General features: G+C 67.7%; 17 protein-coding genes. 10 read left to right on the plus strand and 7 right to left on the minus strand.

Annotated features, from left to right (window positions below; translation table 11 throughout):
• Window positions 1-147: 147 nt before the first annotated feature.
• From F6X51_RS12205 to F6X51_RS12220, 4 genes are read right to left on the minus strand one after another with little or no spacing between them, the layout of a single operon-like run.
• A complete protein-coding gene (locus F6X51_RS12205; protein WP_150963931.1) occupies window positions 148-1083 on the minus strand; it encodes a VOC family protein in 936 nt (311 codons plus the stop codon).
• A 25-nt stretch (window positions 1084-1108) separates the two neighbouring features.
• A complete protein-coding gene (locus F6X51_RS12210; RefSeq protein ID WP_150963932.1) occupies window positions 1109-1687 on the minus strand; it encodes a YceI family protein in 579 nt (192 codons plus the stop codon).
• Window positions 1684-2292: a cytochrome b gene (locus tag F6X51_RS12215; RefSeq protein ID WP_150963933.1), complete on the minus strand. Its 609-nt coding sequence runs from the start codon at window positions 2290-2292 to the stop codon at window positions 1684-1686. Before F6X51_RS12215 ends, F6X51_RS12210 begins: the two co-directional genes overlap by 4 nt.
• Before the next feature lie 21 nt (window positions 2293-2313).
• Window positions 2314-2925, minus strand: a complete 612-nt coding sequence (locus F6X51_RS12220; protein WP_150963934.1) for a YceI family protein — start codon at window positions 2923-2925, stop codon at window positions 2314-2316.
• Window positions 2926-3044: 119 nt separating this feature from the next.
• On the opposite strand from F6X51_RS12220, the gene F6X51_RS12225 reads away from it, so the two are divergent.
• On the plus strand, window positions 3045-3980 hold the full coding sequence (locus tag F6X51_RS12225) for a LysR family transcriptional regulator (protein WP_150963935.1): 936 nt from the start codon (window positions 3045-3047) through the stop codon (window positions 3978-3980).
• A 52-nt stretch (window positions 3981-4032) separates the two neighbouring features.
• Here F6X51_RS12225 and F6X51_RS12230 read toward each other — a convergent pair whose 3' ends face one another.
• A complete protein-coding gene (locus F6X51_RS12230) occupies window positions 4033-4932 on the minus strand; it encodes a LysR family transcriptional regulator (protein ID WP_150963936.1) in 900 nt (299 codons plus the stop codon).
• Between the two features lie 123 nt (window positions 4933-5055).
• Between F6X51_RS12230 and F6X51_RS12235 the strand changes: the two genes are divergently transcribed.
• From F6X51_RS12235 to solA, 7 genes are read left to right on the plus strand one after another with little or no spacing between them, the layout of a single operon-like run.
• Window positions 5056-5760: an isochorismatase family protein gene (locus tag F6X51_RS12235; protein WP_150963937.1), complete on the plus strand. Its 705-nt coding sequence runs from the start codon at window positions 5056-5058 to the stop codon at window positions 5758-5760.
• Between the two features lie 46 nt (window positions 5761-5806).
• A complete protein-coding gene (locus F6X51_RS12240; protein ID WP_150963938.1) occupies window positions 5807-6871 on the plus strand; it encodes an ABC transporter substrate-binding protein in 1065 nt (354 codons plus the stop codon).
• 4 nt (window positions 6872-6875) lie between these two features.
• Window positions 6876-7781 carry an ABC transporter permease gene (locus F6X51_RS12245; RefSeq protein WP_150963939.1) on the plus strand — a complete coding sequence of 302 codons (906 nt, stop codon included), beginning with the start codon at window positions 6876-6878 and terminating at the stop codon, window positions 7779-7781.
• A gap of 4 nt (window positions 7782-7785) precedes the next feature.
• On the plus strand, window positions 7786-8592 hold the full coding sequence (locus F6X51_RS12250) for an ABC transporter permease (RefSeq protein ID WP_150963940.1): 807 nt from the start codon (window positions 7786-7788) through the stop codon (window positions 8590-8592).
• An 18-nt stretch (window positions 8593-8610) separates the two neighbouring features.
• Entirely contained in the window at window positions 8611-9678 is a 1068-nt protein-coding gene (locus F6X51_RS12255) for an ABC transporter ATP-binding protein (RefSeq protein ID WP_150963941.1), read from the plus strand.
• 16 nt (window positions 9679-9694) lie between these two features.
• Window positions 9695-10666 carry a dipeptidase gene (locus tag F6X51_RS12260; protein ID WP_150963942.1) on the plus strand — a complete coding sequence of 324 codons (972 nt, stop codon included), beginning with the start codon at window positions 9695-9697 and terminating at the stop codon, window positions 10664-10666.
• A gap of 38 nt (window positions 10667-10704) precedes the next feature.
• Window positions 10705-11865, plus strand: coding sequence for an N-methyl-L-tryptophan oxidase (gene solA / locus F6X51_RS12265; protein WP_150963943.1), 1161 nt, complete (start codon window positions 10705-10707; stop codon window positions 11863-11865).
• A gap of 326 nt (window positions 11866-12191) precedes the next feature.
• On the opposite strand, the gene F6X51_RS12270 is transcribed toward solA, so the two are convergent.
• Entirely contained in the window at window positions 12192-14210 is a 2019-nt protein-coding gene (locus F6X51_RS12270) for an acyl CoA:acetate/3-ketoacid CoA transferase (protein WP_150963944.1), read from the minus strand.
• Between the two features lie 111 nt (window positions 14211-14321).
• Complete coding sequence (locus tag F6X51_RS12275; RefSeq protein WP_150963945.1) at window positions 14322-15713, minus strand: GntP family permease; 1392 nt, start codon at window positions 15711-15713, stop codon at window positions 14322-14324.
• A 470-nt stretch (window positions 15714-16183) separates the two neighbouring features.
• On the opposite strand from F6X51_RS12275, the gene F6X51_RS12280 reads away from it, so the two are divergent.
• Together F6X51_RS12280 and F6X51_RS27870 are read left to right on the plus strand one after the other, a co-directional pair.
• Window positions 16184-18178, plus strand: coding sequence for a potassium transporter Kup (locus tag F6X51_RS12280; protein ID WP_150963946.1), 1995 nt, complete (start codon window positions 16184-16186; stop codon window positions 18176-18178).
• A gap of 187 nt (window positions 18179-18365) precedes the next feature.
• Window positions 18366-18533 carry a hypothetical protein gene (locus tag F6X51_RS27870; RefSeq protein ID WP_191970091.1) on the plus strand — a complete coding sequence of 56 codons (168 nt, stop codon included), beginning with the start codon at window positions 18366-18368 and terminating at the stop codon, window positions 18531-18533.
• The last annotated feature ends 132 nt before the right edge of the window (window positions 18534-18665 follow it).

Genomic DNA, 18665 nt, shown 5'->3' on the forward strand with positions numbered 1-18665 from the left:
GACATGGGCGTTCGGATGCGCCTCGCGACCGGACATGCGCCCGGCACGTCGCGAGGAACCGTTCGGGGCCGGAGGCTTGCATCCGACTTGTTCAGCACCGCGCTGGACGCCGGCCCTGCATCGGGTCGTGCCCTCGGGCGATGCCCCTCAGCGACCGGGCTCCGCGGCCAGGAGGCGCAGCCGCATGCCCCAGGGATCGTGCAGGACGAGTGCCGCGCCGGTTACCTCGACCGGCAGGCCGGCTTCGCGGCAGCGGTCGCGCACCTGGGCGGACGTCGTCGGGTGGGTGAGCAGCTCGATTTCGGCGAGGCCGGTCGTGCCGGCGGGCCGCGGGGGCGCGCCCCGGCTGTTCCAGACGTTGGCCGCGAGCTGGTGGTGGTAGCCGCCCGCGCCGAGGAACAGCGCGCCCGGGTAGCGGCATGTCAGGTCGAACCCGAGGAGCCCCGCGTAGAAGCGCTCCGCCGCCTCGAGTTCTCCGACCTGGAGATGCACGTGCCCGACACGACCGCCGGGCGGCATCCCCGCCCAGGGACCCGGCGCGGCCCGCAGGAGCCCGGCTCGGTCGATGGGATCGTTCCGCATCACCAGGGTGCCGCCGTCCGCCCTCGGCCATCGGGCCTCGGCACGGTCGGCGTAGATCTCGATGCCGTTGCCCTCGGGGTCGGTGAGGTAGACCGCCTCGCTGACGAGGTGGTCCGAGGCCCCCGACAGGGCGATGCCGCGCTCCGCCGCGTGCGCGAGCCAGGCGCCGAGATCGCCGCGGGTCGGGAGCAGGAAGGCCGTGTGGAACAAGCCGGCCTCGCGCGGGCTCCAGGGACGCGCCGCCGGATCGTGCCGGAGTTCGAGCAGCACCCTGCCCGCCGCCCCGAGCCGAACGGTACGGGTCTCCCGCGAGAGCACCGCGAGCCCGACCGCGTCCTGGTAGAAGCGCGCGAGACCGTCGAGGTCGCGCGCCACCAGGGTGACGCGGCCGATCCGGTAGGGGGCCGCGTCCAGCAACGATGCCGGAGCATGCGGGGGCGCCTTCCGGGACCGCCCGGCATCAGGGGTGGACGCCGCCGCGTCGAGACCGTCATGGGGCATGGTCGTGCGCTCGCCTCGTCGTTGCTCAGCCGCCATCGCCCGGCGCGGACCGGGTCGTGGCGACGAGTTCGATGTCGACCCCGACGTCGAGGCCGACCCATTGTCCGGACGCCCATGCGCCCTGGCCGACGCCGAACTCCGTCCGGACGAGGCCGGCATGCCCCGTGGCGCGGGCCTGCCCTCCGTCGAGCGATAGATGGAATGGGAGGGTGAGCGGCCGGCTCACGCCCCGGATCGTCAGGGTGCCGACCGCCTCGTAGTCGCCGCGTCCCTTGTCGATGAAGCGGGCTGCCTCGAACCGGGCCTGGCTCGCGCCTCTCACGTCGAACCAGTCCTTCTGCGGCAGGGCCTCGTCCCGCTGGACGTCGCCCGTGCGTGCGCTGCCCAGGTCGATCAGCACCGTGGCGTGGCCGGCTTCCGGCTTGGCGGCATCGAAGTCGACCCGGGCCTCGAAACGCTCGAAGCGTCCGGAGAACGGGGCCCCGACCTGCACGCCCGAGAACCGGATGGCGCTCCTGGCCGGGTCGATCGTCCACTCGGCGGCGGCCAGCGGCAAGGCGAGCCCCTGCAGGGCGGCCACGAGGCAGAGGAGGCGCGCGTTCATCGGGTCGATTCCACAGGTTCGGGCGGCGTCGACGCGCCGCCCCCGGGCAGCATGCGGCGCAGGACGTCGTCGCGCAGGAAGAGGTGGTGGCGGAGCGCCGCCGCGACGTGCAGGCCGAGGAGCGCCGTCAGCAGCCACGCCCCGCAGGCATGCACCAGCTTGAGGACGCCCTCGGCAGCGGCGGCGTCTGGCAGGAGCGGCGCGAGCGGCAGGTGCGGCCAGGGCACGAGCCCGTACAGCACGGTCGGGATGTTGAACGGCGAGAGCGAGACCACGGCCCATCCGGTGAGCGGCAGCCCGACGAGGAGCAGGTAGAGGAGGCCGTGCGCCGCCCCGGCCGCCCGTCGCTCGTGCGCCCGCATCCCGGGCGGGAAGGGCGGCGGCCGCCGGAACAGGCGCCAGGCGAGACGCAGCAGGGTCAGGGCCAGCACCGTGATGCCGACGGACTTGTGCCACTGGTAGAGCTGGAACTGGCGCATCGGCGTCAGCCCCGCATGCGTCATGGTCAGGCCCATGCCGATCAGGACGAGCACGCCGAGCGCGCTCGCCCAATGCAGCAGGATGGCCACGGCGGAGTAGCGCCGCACGGAAACGCCGGTGCCCATGGCCGTCTTCCCGTGTGGCGCTCAGTCCTGGCGCTCGAAGGCGCCGGCGATGATCAGGTGGAGCTCGTCGCCGATCAGCGGCACGTAGGTCTTCACGCCGAACTCGGAACGCTTGAGCGTGCCGGTGGCCTCGAAGCCGACCGTGTACTTCTGGTTCAGCGGGTTGGCGCCCGCGCCGACGAGGGCCACGTCGAGGGTCACCGGCCGGGTGACGCCGTGCAGGGTGAGATCGCCCGTCACCTTGGCCCTGTCCTTGCCGGCCGGCGCGACCTTGGTCGACACGAAGGTCATCTCGGGGAACTTGCCCGCGTCGAGCCATTGGTCGCCCTTCAGCTCGTCGGTGAGCTTGGCGCTCGTGGTGGTGACGGAGGCGACCGGGATCTTCACCGAGAGCTTCGCGGCGGCCGGGTCCTTCGGCTGCAGCTCGAGACTGCCGGACACCTCCGAGAAGCCGCCGGCGTAGTTCGAGAGGCCCATATGCGACACGCGCCACCCGACCTGGGTGTGGCCGGGATCGACCGCGTAGCGGCCGGCCTGGATCTGGGCCGGGTCGCGGGTCGGGGGCGTCTGGGCGAGGGCGGGTGCGCCGAGCGAGAGGGCCAGCGCGAGGGTGGAGGTGAGGAGCGGCTTCAACGGAGTCTCCGGTACGTCGACGAAATCCTGCGCCTCGCGCCGCCTGGGACGGCGGCGGGACGGGTTCGGCCGAGATAGCCCGGTTCCCTGTCGAGTTTGAGCCTGCTATCCGGCACCACATGGTTGCGAGAACGGAAACCTTCGGCGGCAATCTCGACGATGTGCGCGCCTTCTGCGCCGTCGTCGACCTCGGCACCGTCACGGCCGCCGCGGCGAGCCTGCGGGAGACCAAGGGCAGCGTCAGCCGGCGCCTCTCGCGGCTCGAGGCGTCGCTCGGCGCCACGCTGGTGGCCCGCCACCCGCGCGCGGTCTCGCCGACGGCCGAGGGCCTGGCCTTCTACGCCAAGGCGCAGGAGAGCCTCGCCCTCCTCGATGAGGCGGCGGAGACCGCGCGCGACGCGCGCACCGTGCCGGCCGGGCATCTGCGGGTCACGACCTCGGTCGATTTCGGCATCGAGGTGATGCCCGAGATCGTCGCCAGCTTTCGGGCGGCCTACCCGCAGATCACCGTCGACCTGCTCAACACGGATGCGCGGCTCGACCTCGCGGCCAACCGGATCGACCTCGCGCTGCGCCTCGGGGGCGAGGAGGAGACCGGCTACCGGGCCGCCCTGATCCTGAACCTCTGGATCGGGCTCTACGCGGCACCCGCCTATCTCCTCCGGCACGCCGCCCCCGCGACCCTGACGGACCTCGCCGGGCACGATCTGATCCTCTCGCGCGAACGGACCGGCGCAGCGCTCACGCTCAACGACGGACGGGGGCGGACGGAGCCGCTGGCGCTTCATCCCGCCATCCGGGCGAGCGATTTTGCCGCGGTGCTGCGGCTGACCCTGGCCGGAGCCGGCATCGGCTACCTGCCCAGCGTCGTGGCGGCGCGCGCCGTCGAGACGCAGGCGCTGGTGCGGGTGCTCGCACCGTGGGCGACCGCGGGCGGGGCGCTGCGCGCGTTGAGCCTTGCCGGGCGGGAATTGCCGGCCCGCGTGCGCGTCTTCCGCGAGCACGTGCGCACCGAGATGATGAAGCGCTTCGCCATCGAGCCCGATCAGGGCTGAGGTTGCGGACGATCGGTTCGGCCTCTCAGGCGCTCGCGGCCGCACCCGTGCGTCAGGAGGTCTGCGCCCCCCAGACGGTCGCCAGGAACGTCGTGAAGGCTTCGAGGCTCATCGAACGGATGGGCCGCATCCAGGTCGCGTAGGTCGCGATGGTGTCGGGCACGTCGTCGAGCGAGCGGATCACGATGCCGCGCCGCTGCACGTTGCGCACGCAGCTCGCGTAGGTGCTGACGCCGACGCCCGCCGCGACCAGACCGAAGATGCCCTCGCTCGACGAGGCTTCCTGCGCGACGGTCGGGTGGAAGCCGCAGCGATGGCAGATCGCGAAGAAGGCCTCGCGATAGGCGTTCCAGCTGCCCCCCGAGCCCAGGACGAAGGGCTCGTCGGCGAAATCCTTGAGCCTGACGCTGCGTGCGTTCGAGAGCGGGTGCGTGACCGGCAGCAAGGCGACGTAGGGGTCCTGGGCGAAGAGCAGGCTGTCGAAGTGCTCGTTCCGGATGGCGCTCAGCGTGAAGCCGACGTCGATGTGATCGTTCAGGAGGGCCTCGCGCTGCCGTTGAGAGGGAATGTGCGACAGCTCGAGCCGGATCGACGGCCGGAACTCGCTGAAGGCGCGGATGAGTTCCGGCAAGCGCCCGTTGATGGCGAAGTCCATGTAGCCGACCCGCAGGGTGCCGGTGACGCCGGTGGCCGTGCGGCGCGCGAGCGTCACGGCTCGCTCGATATGGTCGAGCCCGATCCGGCACTCGGCGAGGAAGACGCTGCCCGCATCCGTCAGCTCGACGGTCCGGGTGGTGCGGCGGAACAGCTTTGCGCCGATCTCACCCTCCAGCTCGGCCACGAGGCGGCTGAGCCCCGGCTGCGTGGTGTTGAGGCGCTGGGCGGCGCGGCCGAAATGAAGCTCCTCCGCCAGGACGAGGCAACCCGTGACGTGGCGAAGTCCGAAGCGCATTTGATATCGAGATCCGCATCAATCCGAGCAAACTAATCATTTCACAGCCTGGCCGGCCTGCAACATCCTTTCGGTCGATCCCGCCGCGGCGGGCCGAAACGACCGATGCAAGGGACGGGACACATGGCCTTCAACACGGAACTCGATGCGGCGCTCGAGGCGGCCTTCGCGGAAGCCACGGAGCTCTACAGGGCGCGCGGCTTCCAGCGTCGCGTCGGCTTCGGCCGCCGTCCGGCCCTGATCAACGTCGATCTCGCCAATGCCTGGACGCGGCCCGGCAATCCCTTCACCTGCGAGAACATCGACGACCAGATCATTCCCGGCGTGCAAGCCCTGCTCGCTGCCTGCCGCCGCAACGGCCACCCGGTCGTGCACGTGACCACCTGCTACCAGGTCACGGACGTCGACAGCCCGAAGACCGATATGGGGCTGTGGCACCGAAAGATCCCGGTCGAGATCGTGGCCGAGAGCAAGCCGGAGCTCTGGGCGATCGACAGCCGGATCGAGCCCGTCCCGGGCGAGCAGGTCCTGGTCAAGAAGCGCGCGAGCGCCTTCCACGGCACCTATCTGGCCGGCTTCCTGCGCGCCAACAACGTCGACACCATCCTGGTCACGGGCGTGACCGCCTCGGCCTGCGTCCGCACCACCCTCTGCGACGGGCTCGCGGAGGGCTTCCGCACGATCGCGGTCAAGGAGTGCATCGGCGACCGGGTGCCCGGCGCGGTGGCCTGGAACCTCTTCGACATCGATGCGAAGTTCGCTGACGTCGAGCCGCTCGAGCGCTGCATCGGCTATCTCGACGAGGTCGGCCTGCGCAACGCCGCCTGATCCGCGCCAGCCACGTCCCATCCCCGCCGCGCAGGAGTGTAGAGCCATGTCCCATGTCAGGTCGACCGACCGGATCGCACTCACGCGCCGCGTCGCACTTCTCGGCGGGACCGCTGCCCTGCTCGCCGGGCCCCTCGGCCGCCGAGCCCGGGCGGCGGCGGGGACGGTCGTCGTGTCGAACTGGGGCGGCGACTGGAACCAGCGGACCGTGCGCTTCGTCGAGACCCCCCTCGTGGAATCGCAGGGCCTGACGGTGGTGCGCGACCTCGGCATGGAGCCCGAGCGCAAGGCGAAGCTGCTGGCGGAGCGGCGCCTGCGCCGCGGCAGCATCGACGTCATCCATCTGAACGATTCCGACGGGTTCGAGATGATGAAGCAGGACGTTCTCGCCGATCTCGACCGGGCACGCATTCCGAACTACGCGGATGTGATTCCGGCGCTTCGGAAGGACTACTTCGTTCCCTGGCTCTACAGCGGCGTGGTGATCATCTACAACCGTGACAAGATCAAGGATCCGCCGAAATCCTATGAGGAGCTGTGGGACAAGAAGTGGGCCGGCCGCCTCGGCCTGACCAACCAGCTCTACTTCAACTACATGATGATGTCGGGCCTCATCCGGGGCGGCGGCATGACCAATGTCGAGGCGGGCCGCGAGCGGCTCGTGGCCCTGAAGGCGTTGATCCAACCCCGCCTCTACGCCGCCCACCAGCAGCTCGCCGCCGGGCTTGCCACCGGCGAGGTCGACATCGCTCTGAACTACAAGGCCCGCGGCCTGCAATGGATGAACGACGGTACGCCGCTCGCCATCCAGTATCCGCAGGAGGGCGCGATCGCGGTCACCTTCGGGGCCGGCTCGCCGAAACGCGCTCCGAACCCCGAGGCGGCCTATGTCTATCTGAACGCCATGCTGGACCGGAAGGCGATGGCGGAGCTTGCCGCGGCGAGCTTCTACGCGCCCGCCAACGGCGCCGCTGCGCTGAGCCCCGAGCTGCGCGAGACGATCGACTTCTCGCCGACGGAGCGCGAGCGCCTGAACTTCCCCGACTACGCCTACGTGGCCCGGAACACCGCCGAATGGCTCGAGTGGTGGAACAAGACCATGGCGCGATAGCGTCATGGCGACGCTCACGCGATCCGAGATCATCGGGCCGGCCGAGGCGCACCCCGCCCGGATCCGGTCCCCCGCCGGGATCGGCGGCGTCCTGCCTGCCTCGCTCCTCGTCCTGGTGGCCCTGGTGGGCCCCCTGGCGCTGATGTTCCGCTACAGCTTCAACCGGTTCGTTCCGGGCGAGCTGATGGTCGAGGGCCTCACCCTCGCCAACTACGTCAAGTTTCTGCAGGACGCCTTCTACCGCGACGTGCTGCTGACCACCCTCTGGGTCGCGGGGCTCTCGACGCTGATCTGCCTCGTCCTCGGCTTCCCCGTCGCCTACGCGCTGGTGCGGCAGGTCTCGCCGCGCTGGAAGTCGCGCCTGCTCATCCTGGTGATCCTGCCGCTCCTGATGGGCAACGCCGTGCGCACCGCCGCCTGGATGGTCATCCTCGGCGACAAGGGGCTGCTCGCGACCCTGGTGGCCGCGACCGGCCTCGCGCCACCGAAGCTGATGTACACGCCGACCGCCGTGGTGATCGGCCTCGTCTCGGTCACGCTGCCCTTCATGATCGTGACCCTTCAGAGCGTGCTGGAGGGCATCGACCGGACGCTCGAGGATGCCGCCGAGAGCCTGGGCGCCGGCCACCTGACGGTGCTTCGGCGGGTCGTCCTGCCCCTGGCTTTGCCCGGCCTGCTCGCCGGCACCCTGCTGTGCTTCATCCTGTCGATGAACGCCTACGCGACGCCGGTGCTGATCGGGGGGCCGCAATTCCACATGATGGCGCCCGAGGTCTACCAGCAGGTGGCCAAGGCCATGAACTGGCCCTTCGGTGCGGCCCTCGCCTTCGTGCTGATGGCCGTGACGCTCGTCCTGACCACGGCCGCCAACGTCCTCGTACAGCGCCGCTACCGGCGCTGGTCGGAATAAACCGATGTCGAGCACCGCCATCCGTCGCACCTACGGGGCCGTCTCGGCCCTCGTCCTGGCCTTCATCCTGCTGCCCCTCGTGGTGATCGTCTGGGTGTCGTTCTTCGCCAACCGGATCCTCGCCTTCCCGGCGAGCGGCTACACCCTGGACTGGTATGCGCGCGCCCTCGCCACCGATTCCTTCCGGGATGGCTTCGTCACCAGCGTGGAGACCGCCCTGTTCGCCACCGCCGCGAGCCTGCTCATCGGCATACCGGCGAGCCTCGGGCTGGTGCGGGGGCGCTTCCCGGGGCGGGACGCGATCCAGACCCTTCTGCTCGCGCCGATGGTGGTGCCGGGCATCGTCGGCGGCGCGGCGCTGTTCATCGCCTATATCGAGGTGGAGGCGCGCCTCGATCTGCAGATCGCCGGCACCCTCGGGGGGCTCCTCGTCGCGCACACGCTCATCGCCCTGCCCTGGACGATCCGCCTCGTCACCGCCTCGCTCGCCTCCGCCGACCGCGCGATCGAGGAGGCGGCCGCGAGCCTCGGCGCCTCTCCGCTCACCGTGCTGCGGCGGGTGACGCTGCCCGCCATCCGGCCCGGCATCGTGGCCGCCGCCCTGTTCTCCTTCGTGATCTCCTTCATCGACCTCGAGAAATCGATCTTCCTGGTCGGGCCGGGACGCACGACCCTGCAGATCGCCCTCGTGAACTATCTCGAATGGAGCCTCGACGGCACGGTCGCGGCCGTCGCGGCGGTCCAGATCCTGATCGTGGGCGCCGCCCTCCTGATCAGCGACCGCTACGCCCGCCTGTCCCAGGTCTTCTGAACCCACGGAGAACGGATCATGTCGACGGTCGCCCTCCGGTCGCTGGTCAAGCGCTACGGCAACGTCAACGCCGTCGACGACATCACCCTCGATGTCGCCGAGGGCCAGCTCGTCGCGCTCCTCGGGCCGTCCGGCTGCGGCAAGACCACGACCCTGCGGATGATCGGCGGCTTCGTCGAGGCCAGCGCGGGCAGCATCCTGATCGGAGGCACGGACGTCACCCGGCTGCCCCCCGCCCGGCGCAACATCGGCTTCGGCTTCCAGAGCTACGCGCTGTTCCCGCACATGAGCGTGGCGCAGAACGTCGCGTTCGGCCTCGAGATGCGCCGCCTGCCCCGCGCGGAGATCGCGCAGCGCGTCAATCAGGCCCTCGACCGGGTGCGGCTGCGCGCCATGGCGGACCGGCTGCCGAAGCATCTCTCCGGCGGCCAGCAGCAGCGGGTGTCGCTCGCCCGGGCCCTCGTGATCGAGCCCTCGCTGCTCCTCCTCGACGAGCCGCTCTCGAACCTCGACGCGCAGCTGCGCGGCGAGATGAAGCTCGAGATCCGCCAGATCCAGAAGGCGATGGGCATCACCACGATCTTCGTCACCCACGATCAGGACGAGGCGCTCTCGATCGCCGACCGCATCGTCGTGATGCGCTCGGGGCGCATCGAGCAGGACGGGACGCCGGAATCCGTCTTCGCCGCGCCGCGCTCGCGCTTCGTGGCCGAGTTCATGGGCGTGACGAACCTCCTGCCCGGGACCTTCGAGGCCTCCGGCTGCTTCCGGCTCACGAACGGCGCCGCGATCCGCATCTCCGATCAGGCGGGGGCCCCGGAGCGGGAGAGCGTCCTGGCGATCCGCCCGGAGCGGATCCGGATCGCGCGGGCCGGCGCGACGCCGGGGCCCGACGACCTGCCGGCCGAGATCGAGGCGGCGACCTACCGCGGCCTCACCGTCGAGTACCGGCTCCGCACCGGCTCCGGGCTTCACCTGACGGCGCGCCAGCCCACGCCGGCCACCGGCGGCCCGACCATGCTCGAACCGGGAGCCTGCATCCATATCGGCGTGCCGACGGATGCGTGCCTGCTCATTCCCGCCTGACAACGAGGTCACCGCCATGTCAAGCCGACACGAAGATCTGATCGTCATCGACGGGCTGATCGTCTCGGATTTCGGTCCGGAGGTCTTCGCCGACATGCGTCGCGGCGGGATCACCGCCGCCAACTGCACCTGCTCGGTCTGGGAGGATTTCGCGACCACGATGCGGGCCGTGGCGCGCTGGCGGCGATGGTTCCGCGAGCACGCCGACCTGATCGCGCCGATCCACACCGCCGCCGACATCCGCCGGGTGAAGGCGGAGGGGCGCACCGGCATCATCCATGGCTGGCAGAACACCAGCGCCATCGAGGACCGCCTCGAGTACCTGGAGCTGTTCCATGCGCTCGGCCTGCGCATCGTCCAGCTCACCTACAACACGCAGAACCTCGTCGGCTCCGGCTGCTACGAGTCCCACGACGGCGGCCTCTCGGATTTCGGCCGCGAGGTGCTGGCCGAGATGAACCGCCTCGGCATCCTCTGCGACCTGTCGCATGTGGGGTCGAAGACCAGCGAGGACGCGATCCGCGCCTCGACCCGGCGCGTGGCCTACTCGCACTGCCTGCCGGCCGCCCTGAAGGCCCACCCGCGCAACAAGACCGACGCGCAGCTCCGCTTCATCGCCGAGCACGGCGGCTTCGTCGGCGTGACCATGTTCCCCCCCTTCCTGGCCCGGGGGCCGGCCGCGACGATCGAGGATTACGTCGACGCGATCGCCCACGTGATCGCGTGCGTCGGCGAGGAGAATGTCGGCATCGGGACCGACTTCACGCAGGGCTACGGCCGGCCCTTCTTCGACTACATCACCCACGACAAGGGTTACGGCCGCAAGCTGACCGAGTTCGGCGAGATCCTGAACCCCGAGGGGATCCGCACGATCGGCGAGTTCCCCAACCTGACCGCCGCGATGGAGCGCCGCGGCTGGTCGGACCGGCGCATCGAGCGGGTGATGGGCGGCAACTGGCTCGCGCTCCTTGACGACGTCTGGGCCTGAGCGCCATTCCTCCCTCAACGTTGCCGGAAGCGATCGCCATGTCAGGGCATCCGAACACCTACGACGTCATCGTGGCCGGCGTCGGCGGCATGGGCTCGGCCGCCTGCTGGCACCTGGCCCGGCGCGGCGTGCGGGTGCTCGGGCTCGAGCGCTTCGACATCCCCCACGCGATGGGGTCCTCGCACGGCTTCAACCGGATCATCCGGCTCGCCTATTTCGAGGATCCCTCCTACGTGCCGCTGCTGCGGCGCGCCTACGAGAACTGGCGCGAGCTGGAGAGCCGCTTCGGCGAGCAGCTCCTCTTCATCACGGGCTCGGTCGATGCGGGGCCGGCGGGGAGCACCATGGTCGAGGGCTCGCTCGCCGCCTGCCGCACGCACGACCTGGCGCATCGGCACCTCAGCGGAGCCGAGCTGCGGCGCCTCGCGCCGGGCTACGACCTGCCGGATTCGCATCAGGCCGTGCTGCAGCCGGACGGCGGCTTCGTCTCGGCGGAGCGCGCGATCGTGGCGCATGTCGCGATGGCGCAGGAGGCGGGCGCGGAGATCCATGCCCGGGAGCCGGTTCTGGGATGGGAGCCGACCGCCTCGGGCGTGCGCGTGCGGACCGAGCGCGGCACCTACGAGGCGGGACGCCTCGTGATCTCGGCCGGCTCCTGGATGGGTGAATTCGTGCCCGCGCTGCGGCGTGTGGCGGTCCCGGAGCGCCAGGTGCTCGGCTGGTTTCAACCCCGGGAGCCGGCCCTGTTCACGCCCGAGCGCTTCCCCGTGTTCAACATGGAGGTGGATGAGGGCAAGTTCTACGGCTTCCCCGTCTGGCACGTGCCGGGTTTCAAGATCGGCCGCTGGCACCATTTCGGCGAGACGGGAAGCGCCGACACGCTCTCGCGGGATTGCGGACCGCGCGACGAGGAGGCCCTGCGGCCCTGCCTGCGCCGCTACTTCCCCGGCGCGGACGGCCCGACGATGGCGCTGCGCGCCTGCTTCTTCACCAACACGCCCGACGAGCATTTCGTGATCGACACCCTCCCGGACCTCCCGCAGGTCGTCGTCGCCTCGCCCTGCTCGGGTCACGGCTACAAATTCTGCAGCGTCGTCGGCGAGATCCTGGCAGACCTGTCGACCGCCGGGAGCACCCGCTTCGACCTGTCGCTCCACGCGATCCGGCGGTTCGAGCAGCCGGCGGCCCCGGGCGCCTGATCGCGCGAGGCCCGATCGACGGGGGGCAGTCAGCATGGCTAGTCGGTCGCTGAACCTGCCGTTTCCTGCAGGACGGGCGAACAGCGCGAGGCTGAGGTCCACCATGCGCTCCGCACCCCCGGTCCATCCACTGCCCTGAAGCAGGATCCCATGCTGTCCGGATCCAGAGCGGTTCTGACTTTTTTCGCGATGATGCCCATCGCGTCGGGTTCGATCACCACCGCCCGGCCCTCTGGCTCGCGCTCCTGCGCGTCGAGCGGCCGCGAACTGCTCGCGCCAAGCCTGGATGGTGGGTGTCGGGACGAAGAGCCACCCGTGGGGGCGGATCAACTCGGATCTGCGAGGTCGCGCAGATATTTGCGAGCATCGTCGGCGCTTTCGTAAATATGCGGTGCGACGCCGCGAGCCTCCAGAGCCTCACCTAATTTAATGCGCAGGAAGCCGCTGGTCGTGTATCGACTTACTCCAGAATAGAACTCATCCGTTAACCACTTGACCATATCTGAATATGCGTCTATTACATCCGGATAAGCAGTAAAATTATCGTAATTGACGATCGCATGCGCTTTTCGCTTGAGATCAGAGAAACGTTTCACGACAACCGAGCGAATTTGCTCGACATCATTTTGCGTCCTAACAGTATGATGTGACAAATTCACAAAGAAAACGTTCTGCTGTGGATCATACACGAAGCGATCTTCCAGGGGGATGCGCAAGAGATCATCTCGCAGCCTCATCGGCTCAACGTCAAAGATGCGGCTGTCCATGAACGGCAGCGGCTCGCGGATCAGGGGCGTGAAGTCCATGTGCGCGAGAATATCGCGCTCCAGCTCGACGCCGGGCGCGATCTCGATCAGCTTGAGCCCTTGCTCTTCCAACCTGAACACGCAACGTTCGGTGATGTACAGCACCGGTTGTTGGCGCTTTCGGGCGTATGTCCCGCTGAACGTTCGGTGTTCCACCTCGGTCACGAATTTGCGCGCGGTTCCATCCTCCACGATGCGCAATTGCCCGTTCTCGATCGTCGTGCGGAGCTTGCCAGCATTGAAGGTCCCGACGAAGACGACCTCCTTCGCATTCTGACTGATGTTGATGAAACCGCCGGCTCCGGCCAGGCGGTTGCCGAAGCGGCTCACGTTGAGATTGCCCTCGCGGTCCGCCTGCGCCAGGCCCAGGAAGGCCACGTCCAACCCACCACCGTCGTAGAAGTCGAACTGGTAGGGCTGGTCGATCACAGCCTGCGCGTTGATGGCGGCTCCGAAGTCGAGGCCTCCGGCCGGCACGCCTCCGACGACGCCCGGTTCCGCCGTCAGCGTGATGAGATCGATAATTTTCTCCTCCGCCGCGACACTGGCAACACCCTCGGGCATCCCAATGCCGAGATTGACCACGCTGTTGGCCTTCAGCTCCATCGCGGCCCGACGGGCGATGAGCTTGCGCTCGCTCATCGCCATCGGTGCGATCGAGTTCATCGGGGCCTTGATCTCCCCGCTGAAGGCCGGATTGAAGACGGTGGCAAAGGTTTGCTGATGATGCTCGGGCTTTTCGGCGACCACCACGCAGTCGACGAGGATGCCCGGGACCTTGACCTGCCGAGGATTGAGGCTGCCGCTCTCGGCAAGCCGTTCAACTTGCACGATGACGATCCCGTTGGAGTTGCGGACCGCCATGGCAATCGAGAGCGCTTCGAGCGTCAGCGCCTCGCGTTCCATGGAGATGTTGCCCTCGGGATCCGCCGTCGTGCCGCGGATGATGCCCACGGTGATCGGGAAGGTCTTGTAGAAGAGGAGTTCTTCACCGCCGATCTGTAGGAGTTCGACCAGATCTTCCGTGGTCCGAGCGTTGATCTTGCCGCCGCCGAAGCGCGGATCGACGAAGGTTCCGAGGCCGACGCGGGTCAAGTGGCCGGGCCGATGGGCGGCGATGTCGCGGAACAGGTGCGAGATGACGCCTTGAGGCAGGTTATAGGCTTCAACTTGGTTGGCGAGGGCGAGCCGCTGCACCTTCGGGACGAGTCCCCAATGCCCCCCGACCACCCGCTTGAGAAGGCCCTCGTGCCCGAGATGATTGAGTCCCTGATCCTTCCCGTCCCCCTGGCCGGCGGCATAGACGAGGGTGAGGTTCTGCGGCTTGCCGCTGGTCAGGAAGTCCTCTTGGTTCCTCGAGAGGAAGAGGTCTTCCAGCGCCACAGCGATGGCTTCCGGGAAACCGATGCCAACAAACCCGCCGGTCGCAACGGTATCGCCGTCGCGGATCAACCGGACAGCTTCCGTGGCCGTCACGATCTTGCCCCGCTCGGGCGAGCGCAGCGAGGACAGCAGTGGATGAGGGGCGTGGTTCGGCATGAGGGTCACCCTTGCGACGTGCTACGCGGCGGGATCGGATGTCGGAGCCGCGCCAATCTGCTCAATGCCTTCCGTCTGACGGTGGTTCAGGAGCACCACACGCTGCAGCTTTCAGACGAGGCCGGTCGCGTAGTAGACGGCGATGACGACGAACACGGCCACGGTCTTGATGCAGGTGATGACGAAGATGTTGCCGTAGGATTGCTTGTGGGTGAGCCCGGTGACCGCCAGTACGGTGATGACAGCCCCATTGTGCGGCAGCGTGTCCATGCCGCCGCTCGCCATTGAGGCGACCCGGTGCAGAACTTGGAGCGGAATGCCCGCCGCGTTCGCGGCCGCGATGAACTGCTCGGACATGGCAGCGAGCGCGATGCTCATGCCACCCGATGCGGAGCCCGTGATGCCCGCGAGCACGGACACCGTGATGGCCTCGTTGACGAGCGGGTTGGGAATGGTCCGCAGGGCATCACGAATCACCAGAAATCCCGGCAATGCAGCGATCACCGCACCGAACCCGTACTCTGCGGCCGTGTTCATGGACGCCAGCAGAGAGCCGGCGACGGCGGCCTTCGTTCCTTCGGCGAACCGCTCCTTGACCGGGCGGAAGGCGAACAGCAGCACCGAGAGGATGCCGAGCAGCAGCGCGCCTTCGACGGCCCAAATCGCAGCCACGGCCGAGACGTCGGTCACCAGCGGCTTTGGCAGGCCCGCCAGGGTGGTCGCGTTCGTCGTGCCGTACGCGCTCACGATCAACGGGGCCAGCAGCTTGTTCGCCACGCCCACGATGACGAGCGGCAGAATGGCGATGCCGGGATGGGCAAGCTCGCGGTCTGCGACGAGCTCGGGCTCATTCAGGTGCCCCTCGCCATAGCCCTCGCCCGCCGTCGCGGCACGCCGGCGGCACCATTCCAGGTACGTCATGCCGACAATGAGGATGAAGGTCGCGCCGATCATGCCGAGCACCGGCGCCGCCCACGTATCGGTCTTGAAGAAGGTAGTCGGGATGATGTTCTGGATCTGGGGTGTTCCAGGTAGTGAATCCATCGTGAACGTGAACGCTCCCAACGCGATGGTGGCCGGGATCAGACGCTTTGGAATATCACCTTGCCGAAACATTTCGGCTGCGAAGGGATAGATCGCGAACACTGCCACAAAGAGCGAAACACCGCCATAGGTAAGCACCGCTCCCACCAGAACGATGGCCAGCATGGCCCGCTCGCGTCCAACGAGCCGAATTACGGCCTTGACGATGGACTTCGAGAAACCGGACAACTCGATTACTTTGCCGAAGACGGCACCCAGGAGAAAGACCGGGAAGTACAACTTCACGAAGCCGACCATTTTCTCCATGAACAGGCTGGTGAAGACAGGAGGGACAGCGGTCGGATCGGTGAACAGCACGGCCAGCATGGCCGCGATTGGAGCGAAGAGGATGACGCTGAACCCGCGATAGGCGACGTACATCAGCAGTACCAACGCAGCGATGGCGATCAGGAAACTCATGTATCCTCCCGACAGATCGCTCTCCTGAAGTGCGAGGGCTCGCAACTCGGCGTCCGTTCGTTTTGTCCTGGACCGCACTTACTTTCGTTTCAAGGCTTAAACCTCTCGTTCGGGTACAATTCTTCTACTTTGATACTGGCAATGACCTGGCCGGCATTTTGGCCCGGGCCGCCTCCGAAGCTAATGCATGGCTGCAGCCATGGGTGTCGATGCCGGGGACGTCGCCCGAGAAAGCCCAGTGCCAGCCAGGCGTCCTACCCGCCCGGTGCGCCGTCTCTGATAGCGCGTCCGGCGTGGTTCGAGTCGCGGCCCGTCTTGGTGATGTCTCGGCCGAACGAGGTGGCGGCCTGAGACGATGAGGCTCAGATAACAATTCGGGCTCGGCGTCTTCTGCGATCGCCGGCTCCTCGATCGACTTATCCCCATCACAGTGCATAGTTCTCGTTTGCGGGTGAGTCCGGTGATTGCAGATGGGACAAGCTCTCGGAAACGCGGGTGCAGCGCCGAGCGCGGCAGGTCTGCCGGATGCCCCGGTTGTCCGTAAACCCGGCTCCGTCAAAGGCGGCGCTAAGCCGGCACTGATGCTCGGCGCACTCGGTGTCGTCTACGGCGACATAGGCACGAGCCCGCTCTACGCGTTCAAGGAAGGCGTGAAAGCGGCGATCGCCAGCGGCGCACCGATCTCGGCAGCAGCGATCGGCGGTGTCTCCTTGATCTTATGGGCGCTGATCCTCATCGTCTCCCTGAAATATGCCGTGTTGATCCTGCGCGCCGACAACAAGGGTGAAGGCGGCATCGTCGCTATGCTCGCCCTACTTGGCGCGCGGAACGCGGAAGCTGGATCGTGGCGCGCTCTACTCCTTGTGGTCGGCTTGATCGGTGCGGCGCTGCTCTTCGGCGACGGAGCGATCACCCCGGCGATCTCGGTGCTGTCGGCCATCGAAGGGCTCAAGGTCGACGCGCCGGTGCTCACGCCCTTCGTCGTCCCGATCACCATCACCATTCTGGTCGGCTTGTTTCTGGTTCAACGGCGCGGTGTCGCGGTGATCGGACGGGTCTTCGGACCCGTGATGCTCGTCTGGTTCGTGGTCATAGCCCTGCTCGGTATTCCGAGCATCGTGCGAAGCCCCGAGATCCTCCTGGCCTTCAATCCCTGGAGAGCGATCGATTTCCTGGTTCAGGCCGGCTGGGGTGTCGCCTTTGCGATGCTGGGCGCCGCCTTCCTTGCGGTCACCGGCGGCGAGGCTATGTACGCCGACCTCGGCCATTTCGGAGCGACCCCTATCAGGGTCTCTTGGTTCGGCTTCGTGCTGCCGGCCCTGGTGATCCATTACTGTGGGCAGGGCGCGCTGCTGCTCGCCGAGCCGGACGCCATCGAGAACCCGTTCTATCGGCTCGCGCCCGATTGGGCGCACTACCCTCTGATCGGGCTCGCCACGGTCGCGACGATCATCGCCTCGCAGGCGATCATCTCAGGCGCGTTCTCGCTGACCCAACAATCGATCCAACTTGGCTTCATGCCGGCGATGCGCGTCGTTCACACAGATCACGAGGAGCGCGGACAGATCTACGTGCCGGTCGTCAACTGGGCGCTCGCCATCGCCACGCTGATGGCCGTGGTGCTATTCGGGTCCTCGGACGCCCTGGCCGGCGCCTACGGCATTGCCGTCTCGGGGTTGATGGCGATCACGACGCTGATGGCCGCGCTGATCGCCCTGAAGTGGGGGTACAACCCGCTCGCCGTCTTCGCCGTCAACGGCTTCTTCCTCGTCATCGACCTCGTTTTCTTGGCGGCCAACAGCGCCAAGCTATTCGAGGGAGGGTGGTTCCCGCTGCTTCTCGCCTTCGCAATCGCCTTCCTGATGCTGACTTGGATGAAGGGCAACCGCGCGCTGGAGGGGGTTCGTGAAAGCCTGCGCCAGTCCGAGAAAACGTTTCTCGCCCGCCTCTCCTCGCACCCACCCGTGACCTTGCCCGGAACCGCCGCCTTTCTCACGGTGGCAACCGAAGGGATCCCGACGGCACTCGGCCGCCTGGTCGAGCGCAGCCACTGCTTGCACGAGCGCATCCTGCTGATCACCGTGACCTACGAGGAGGTGCCGGTCATCCCGGCGAGCGAGCGAGCGCAGGTGACCCTCGTGGCTCAGGGCATCCGCAAGGCGATCTCGAAATTCACGCCGGGCATGGAGCGCGTCGTGCTGCGCTACGGCTTCATGCAGACGGCTTCGATTCCCGAGGGGCTGCAATGCGCGGTCACCAGCAGATTGCTGCCGCCGGAATACGTTGAGGACATGACCTTCTTCGTTGGCCATGAGGTAATCCTGCCAGCAGCCAAAAACTCAGCCTTCCGGAACTGGCGAGGCAGCCTCTTCGCCTTCATGAAGCGCAACGCCGAGAGTACCGGGGCATTCTTCTGCATTCCCGCCCGACAGGTGGTCGAAGTTGGCACCGAGATTGAGATTTGATTACGCGCGCGCGGCGGCATCCTCAATCAGCGAGGGTTCGCATCGTCACGGCTCCATCTCCGCAAGGCCTCCAAGATCCTCGTGCTGCCCTGGTTCGGAGGTGCGCGCGAAATCCGAGTTTAGAGCGGCCTCGCTTGGGTTCGGCCGGTCTGCTCGCGGCGACCGCCCGCGCAACCGCGAGTGCTGGATGACGGGCGCCAAGGTCATCCCGCTGTTGCATCATCTCTCGGATGCGCCACTCCTGGGCGGCGATGGTCTCGGCACACGCACTGAGTTCCGCTTCGAGCTGGCGCAGGCGGCGGATGTCGGCCCGGTTCGCTTGCCCGACGAGAGGCGAACCATGTGCCACGTCTAACCCCCGTCGGCTATATCCGATTTGGTATAGCGGGATCGACGCGAAAGTCTGCTCTTGGCCAGAAGGGGGTCAGGCTTCCCGCTTCGATCGAGGCGCTTGGGCCGGCTTGTCCGTAAGCCGGGCGAGGAAAGG

Origin of the sequence: Methylobacterium planeticum, assembly GCF_008806345.1 — a bacterium.
In the GTDB taxonomy this organism is placed as follows: domain Bacteria; phylum Pseudomonadota; class Alphaproteobacteria; order Rhizobiales; family Beijerinckiaceae; genus Methylobacterium; species Methylobacterium planeticum.

Excerpts from the sequence above, each read along its gene's own strand:
- F6X51_RS12255 (WP_150963941.1), top strand. The coding sequence starts at position 8,611 with ATGTCGACGGTCGCCCTCCGGTCGCTGGTCAAGCGCTACGGCAACGTC.
- solA (WP_150963943.1), top strand. The coding sequence starts at position 10,705 with ATGTCAGGGCATCCGAACACCTACGACGTCATCGTGGCCGGCGTCGGC.
- F6X51_RS12210 (WP_150963932.1), bottom strand. The coding sequence starts at position 1,687 with ATGAACGCGCGCCTCCTCTGCCTCGTGGCCGCCCTGCAGGGGCTCGCC.
- F6X51_RS12270 (WP_150963944.1), bottom strand. The coding sequence starts at position 14,210 with ATGCCGAACCACGCCCCTCATCCACTGCTGTCCTCGCTGCGCTCGCCC.
- F6X51_RS12205 (WP_150963931.1), bottom strand. The coding sequence starts at position 1,083 with ATGCCCCATGACGGTCTCGACGCGGCGGCGTCCACCCCTGATGCCGGG.
- F6X51_RS12275 (WP_150963945.1), bottom strand. The coding sequence starts at position 15,713 with ATGAGTTTCCTGATCGCCATCGCTGCGTTGGTACTGCTGATGTACGTC.
- F6X51_RS12250 (WP_150963940.1), top strand. The coding sequence starts at position 7,786 with ATGTCGAGCACCGCCATCCGTCGCACCTACGGGGCCGTCTCGGCCCTC.
- F6X51_RS12260 (WP_150963942.1), top strand. The coding sequence starts at position 9,695 with ATGTCAAGCCGACACGAAGATCTGATCGTCATCGACGGGCTGATCGTC.
- F6X51_RS12235 (WP_150963937.1), top strand. The coding sequence starts at position 5,056 with ATGGCCTTCAACACGGAACTCGATGCGGCGCTCGAGGCGGCCTTCGCG.
- F6X51_RS27870 (WP_191970091.1), top strand. The coding sequence starts at position 18,366 with ATGACGGGCGCCAAGGTCATCCCGCTGTTGCATCATCTCTCGGATGCG.
- F6X51_RS12230 (WP_150963936.1), bottom strand. The coding sequence starts at position 4,932 with ATGCGCTTCGGACTTCGCCACGTCACGGGTTGCCTCGTCCTGGCGGAG.
- F6X51_RS12280 (WP_150963946.1), top strand. The coding sequence starts at position 16,184 with ATGGGACAAGCTCTCGGAAACGCGGGTGCAGCGCCGAGCGCGGCAGGT.
- F6X51_RS12240 (WP_150963938.1), top strand. The coding sequence starts at position 5,807 with ATGTCCCATGTCAGGTCGACCGACCGGATCGCACTCACGCGCCGCGTC.
- F6X51_RS12245 (WP_150963939.1), top strand. The coding sequence starts at position 6,876 with ATGGCGACGCTCACGCGATCCGAGATCATCGGGCCGGCCGAGGCGCAC.
- F6X51_RS12215 (WP_150963933.1), bottom strand. The coding sequence starts at position 2,292 with ATGGGCACCGGCGTTTCCGTGCGGCGCTACTCCGCCGTGGCCATCCTG.
- F6X51_RS12225 (WP_150963935.1), top strand. The coding sequence starts at position 3,045 with ATGGTTGCGAGAACGGAAACCTTCGGCGGCAATCTCGACGATGTGCGC.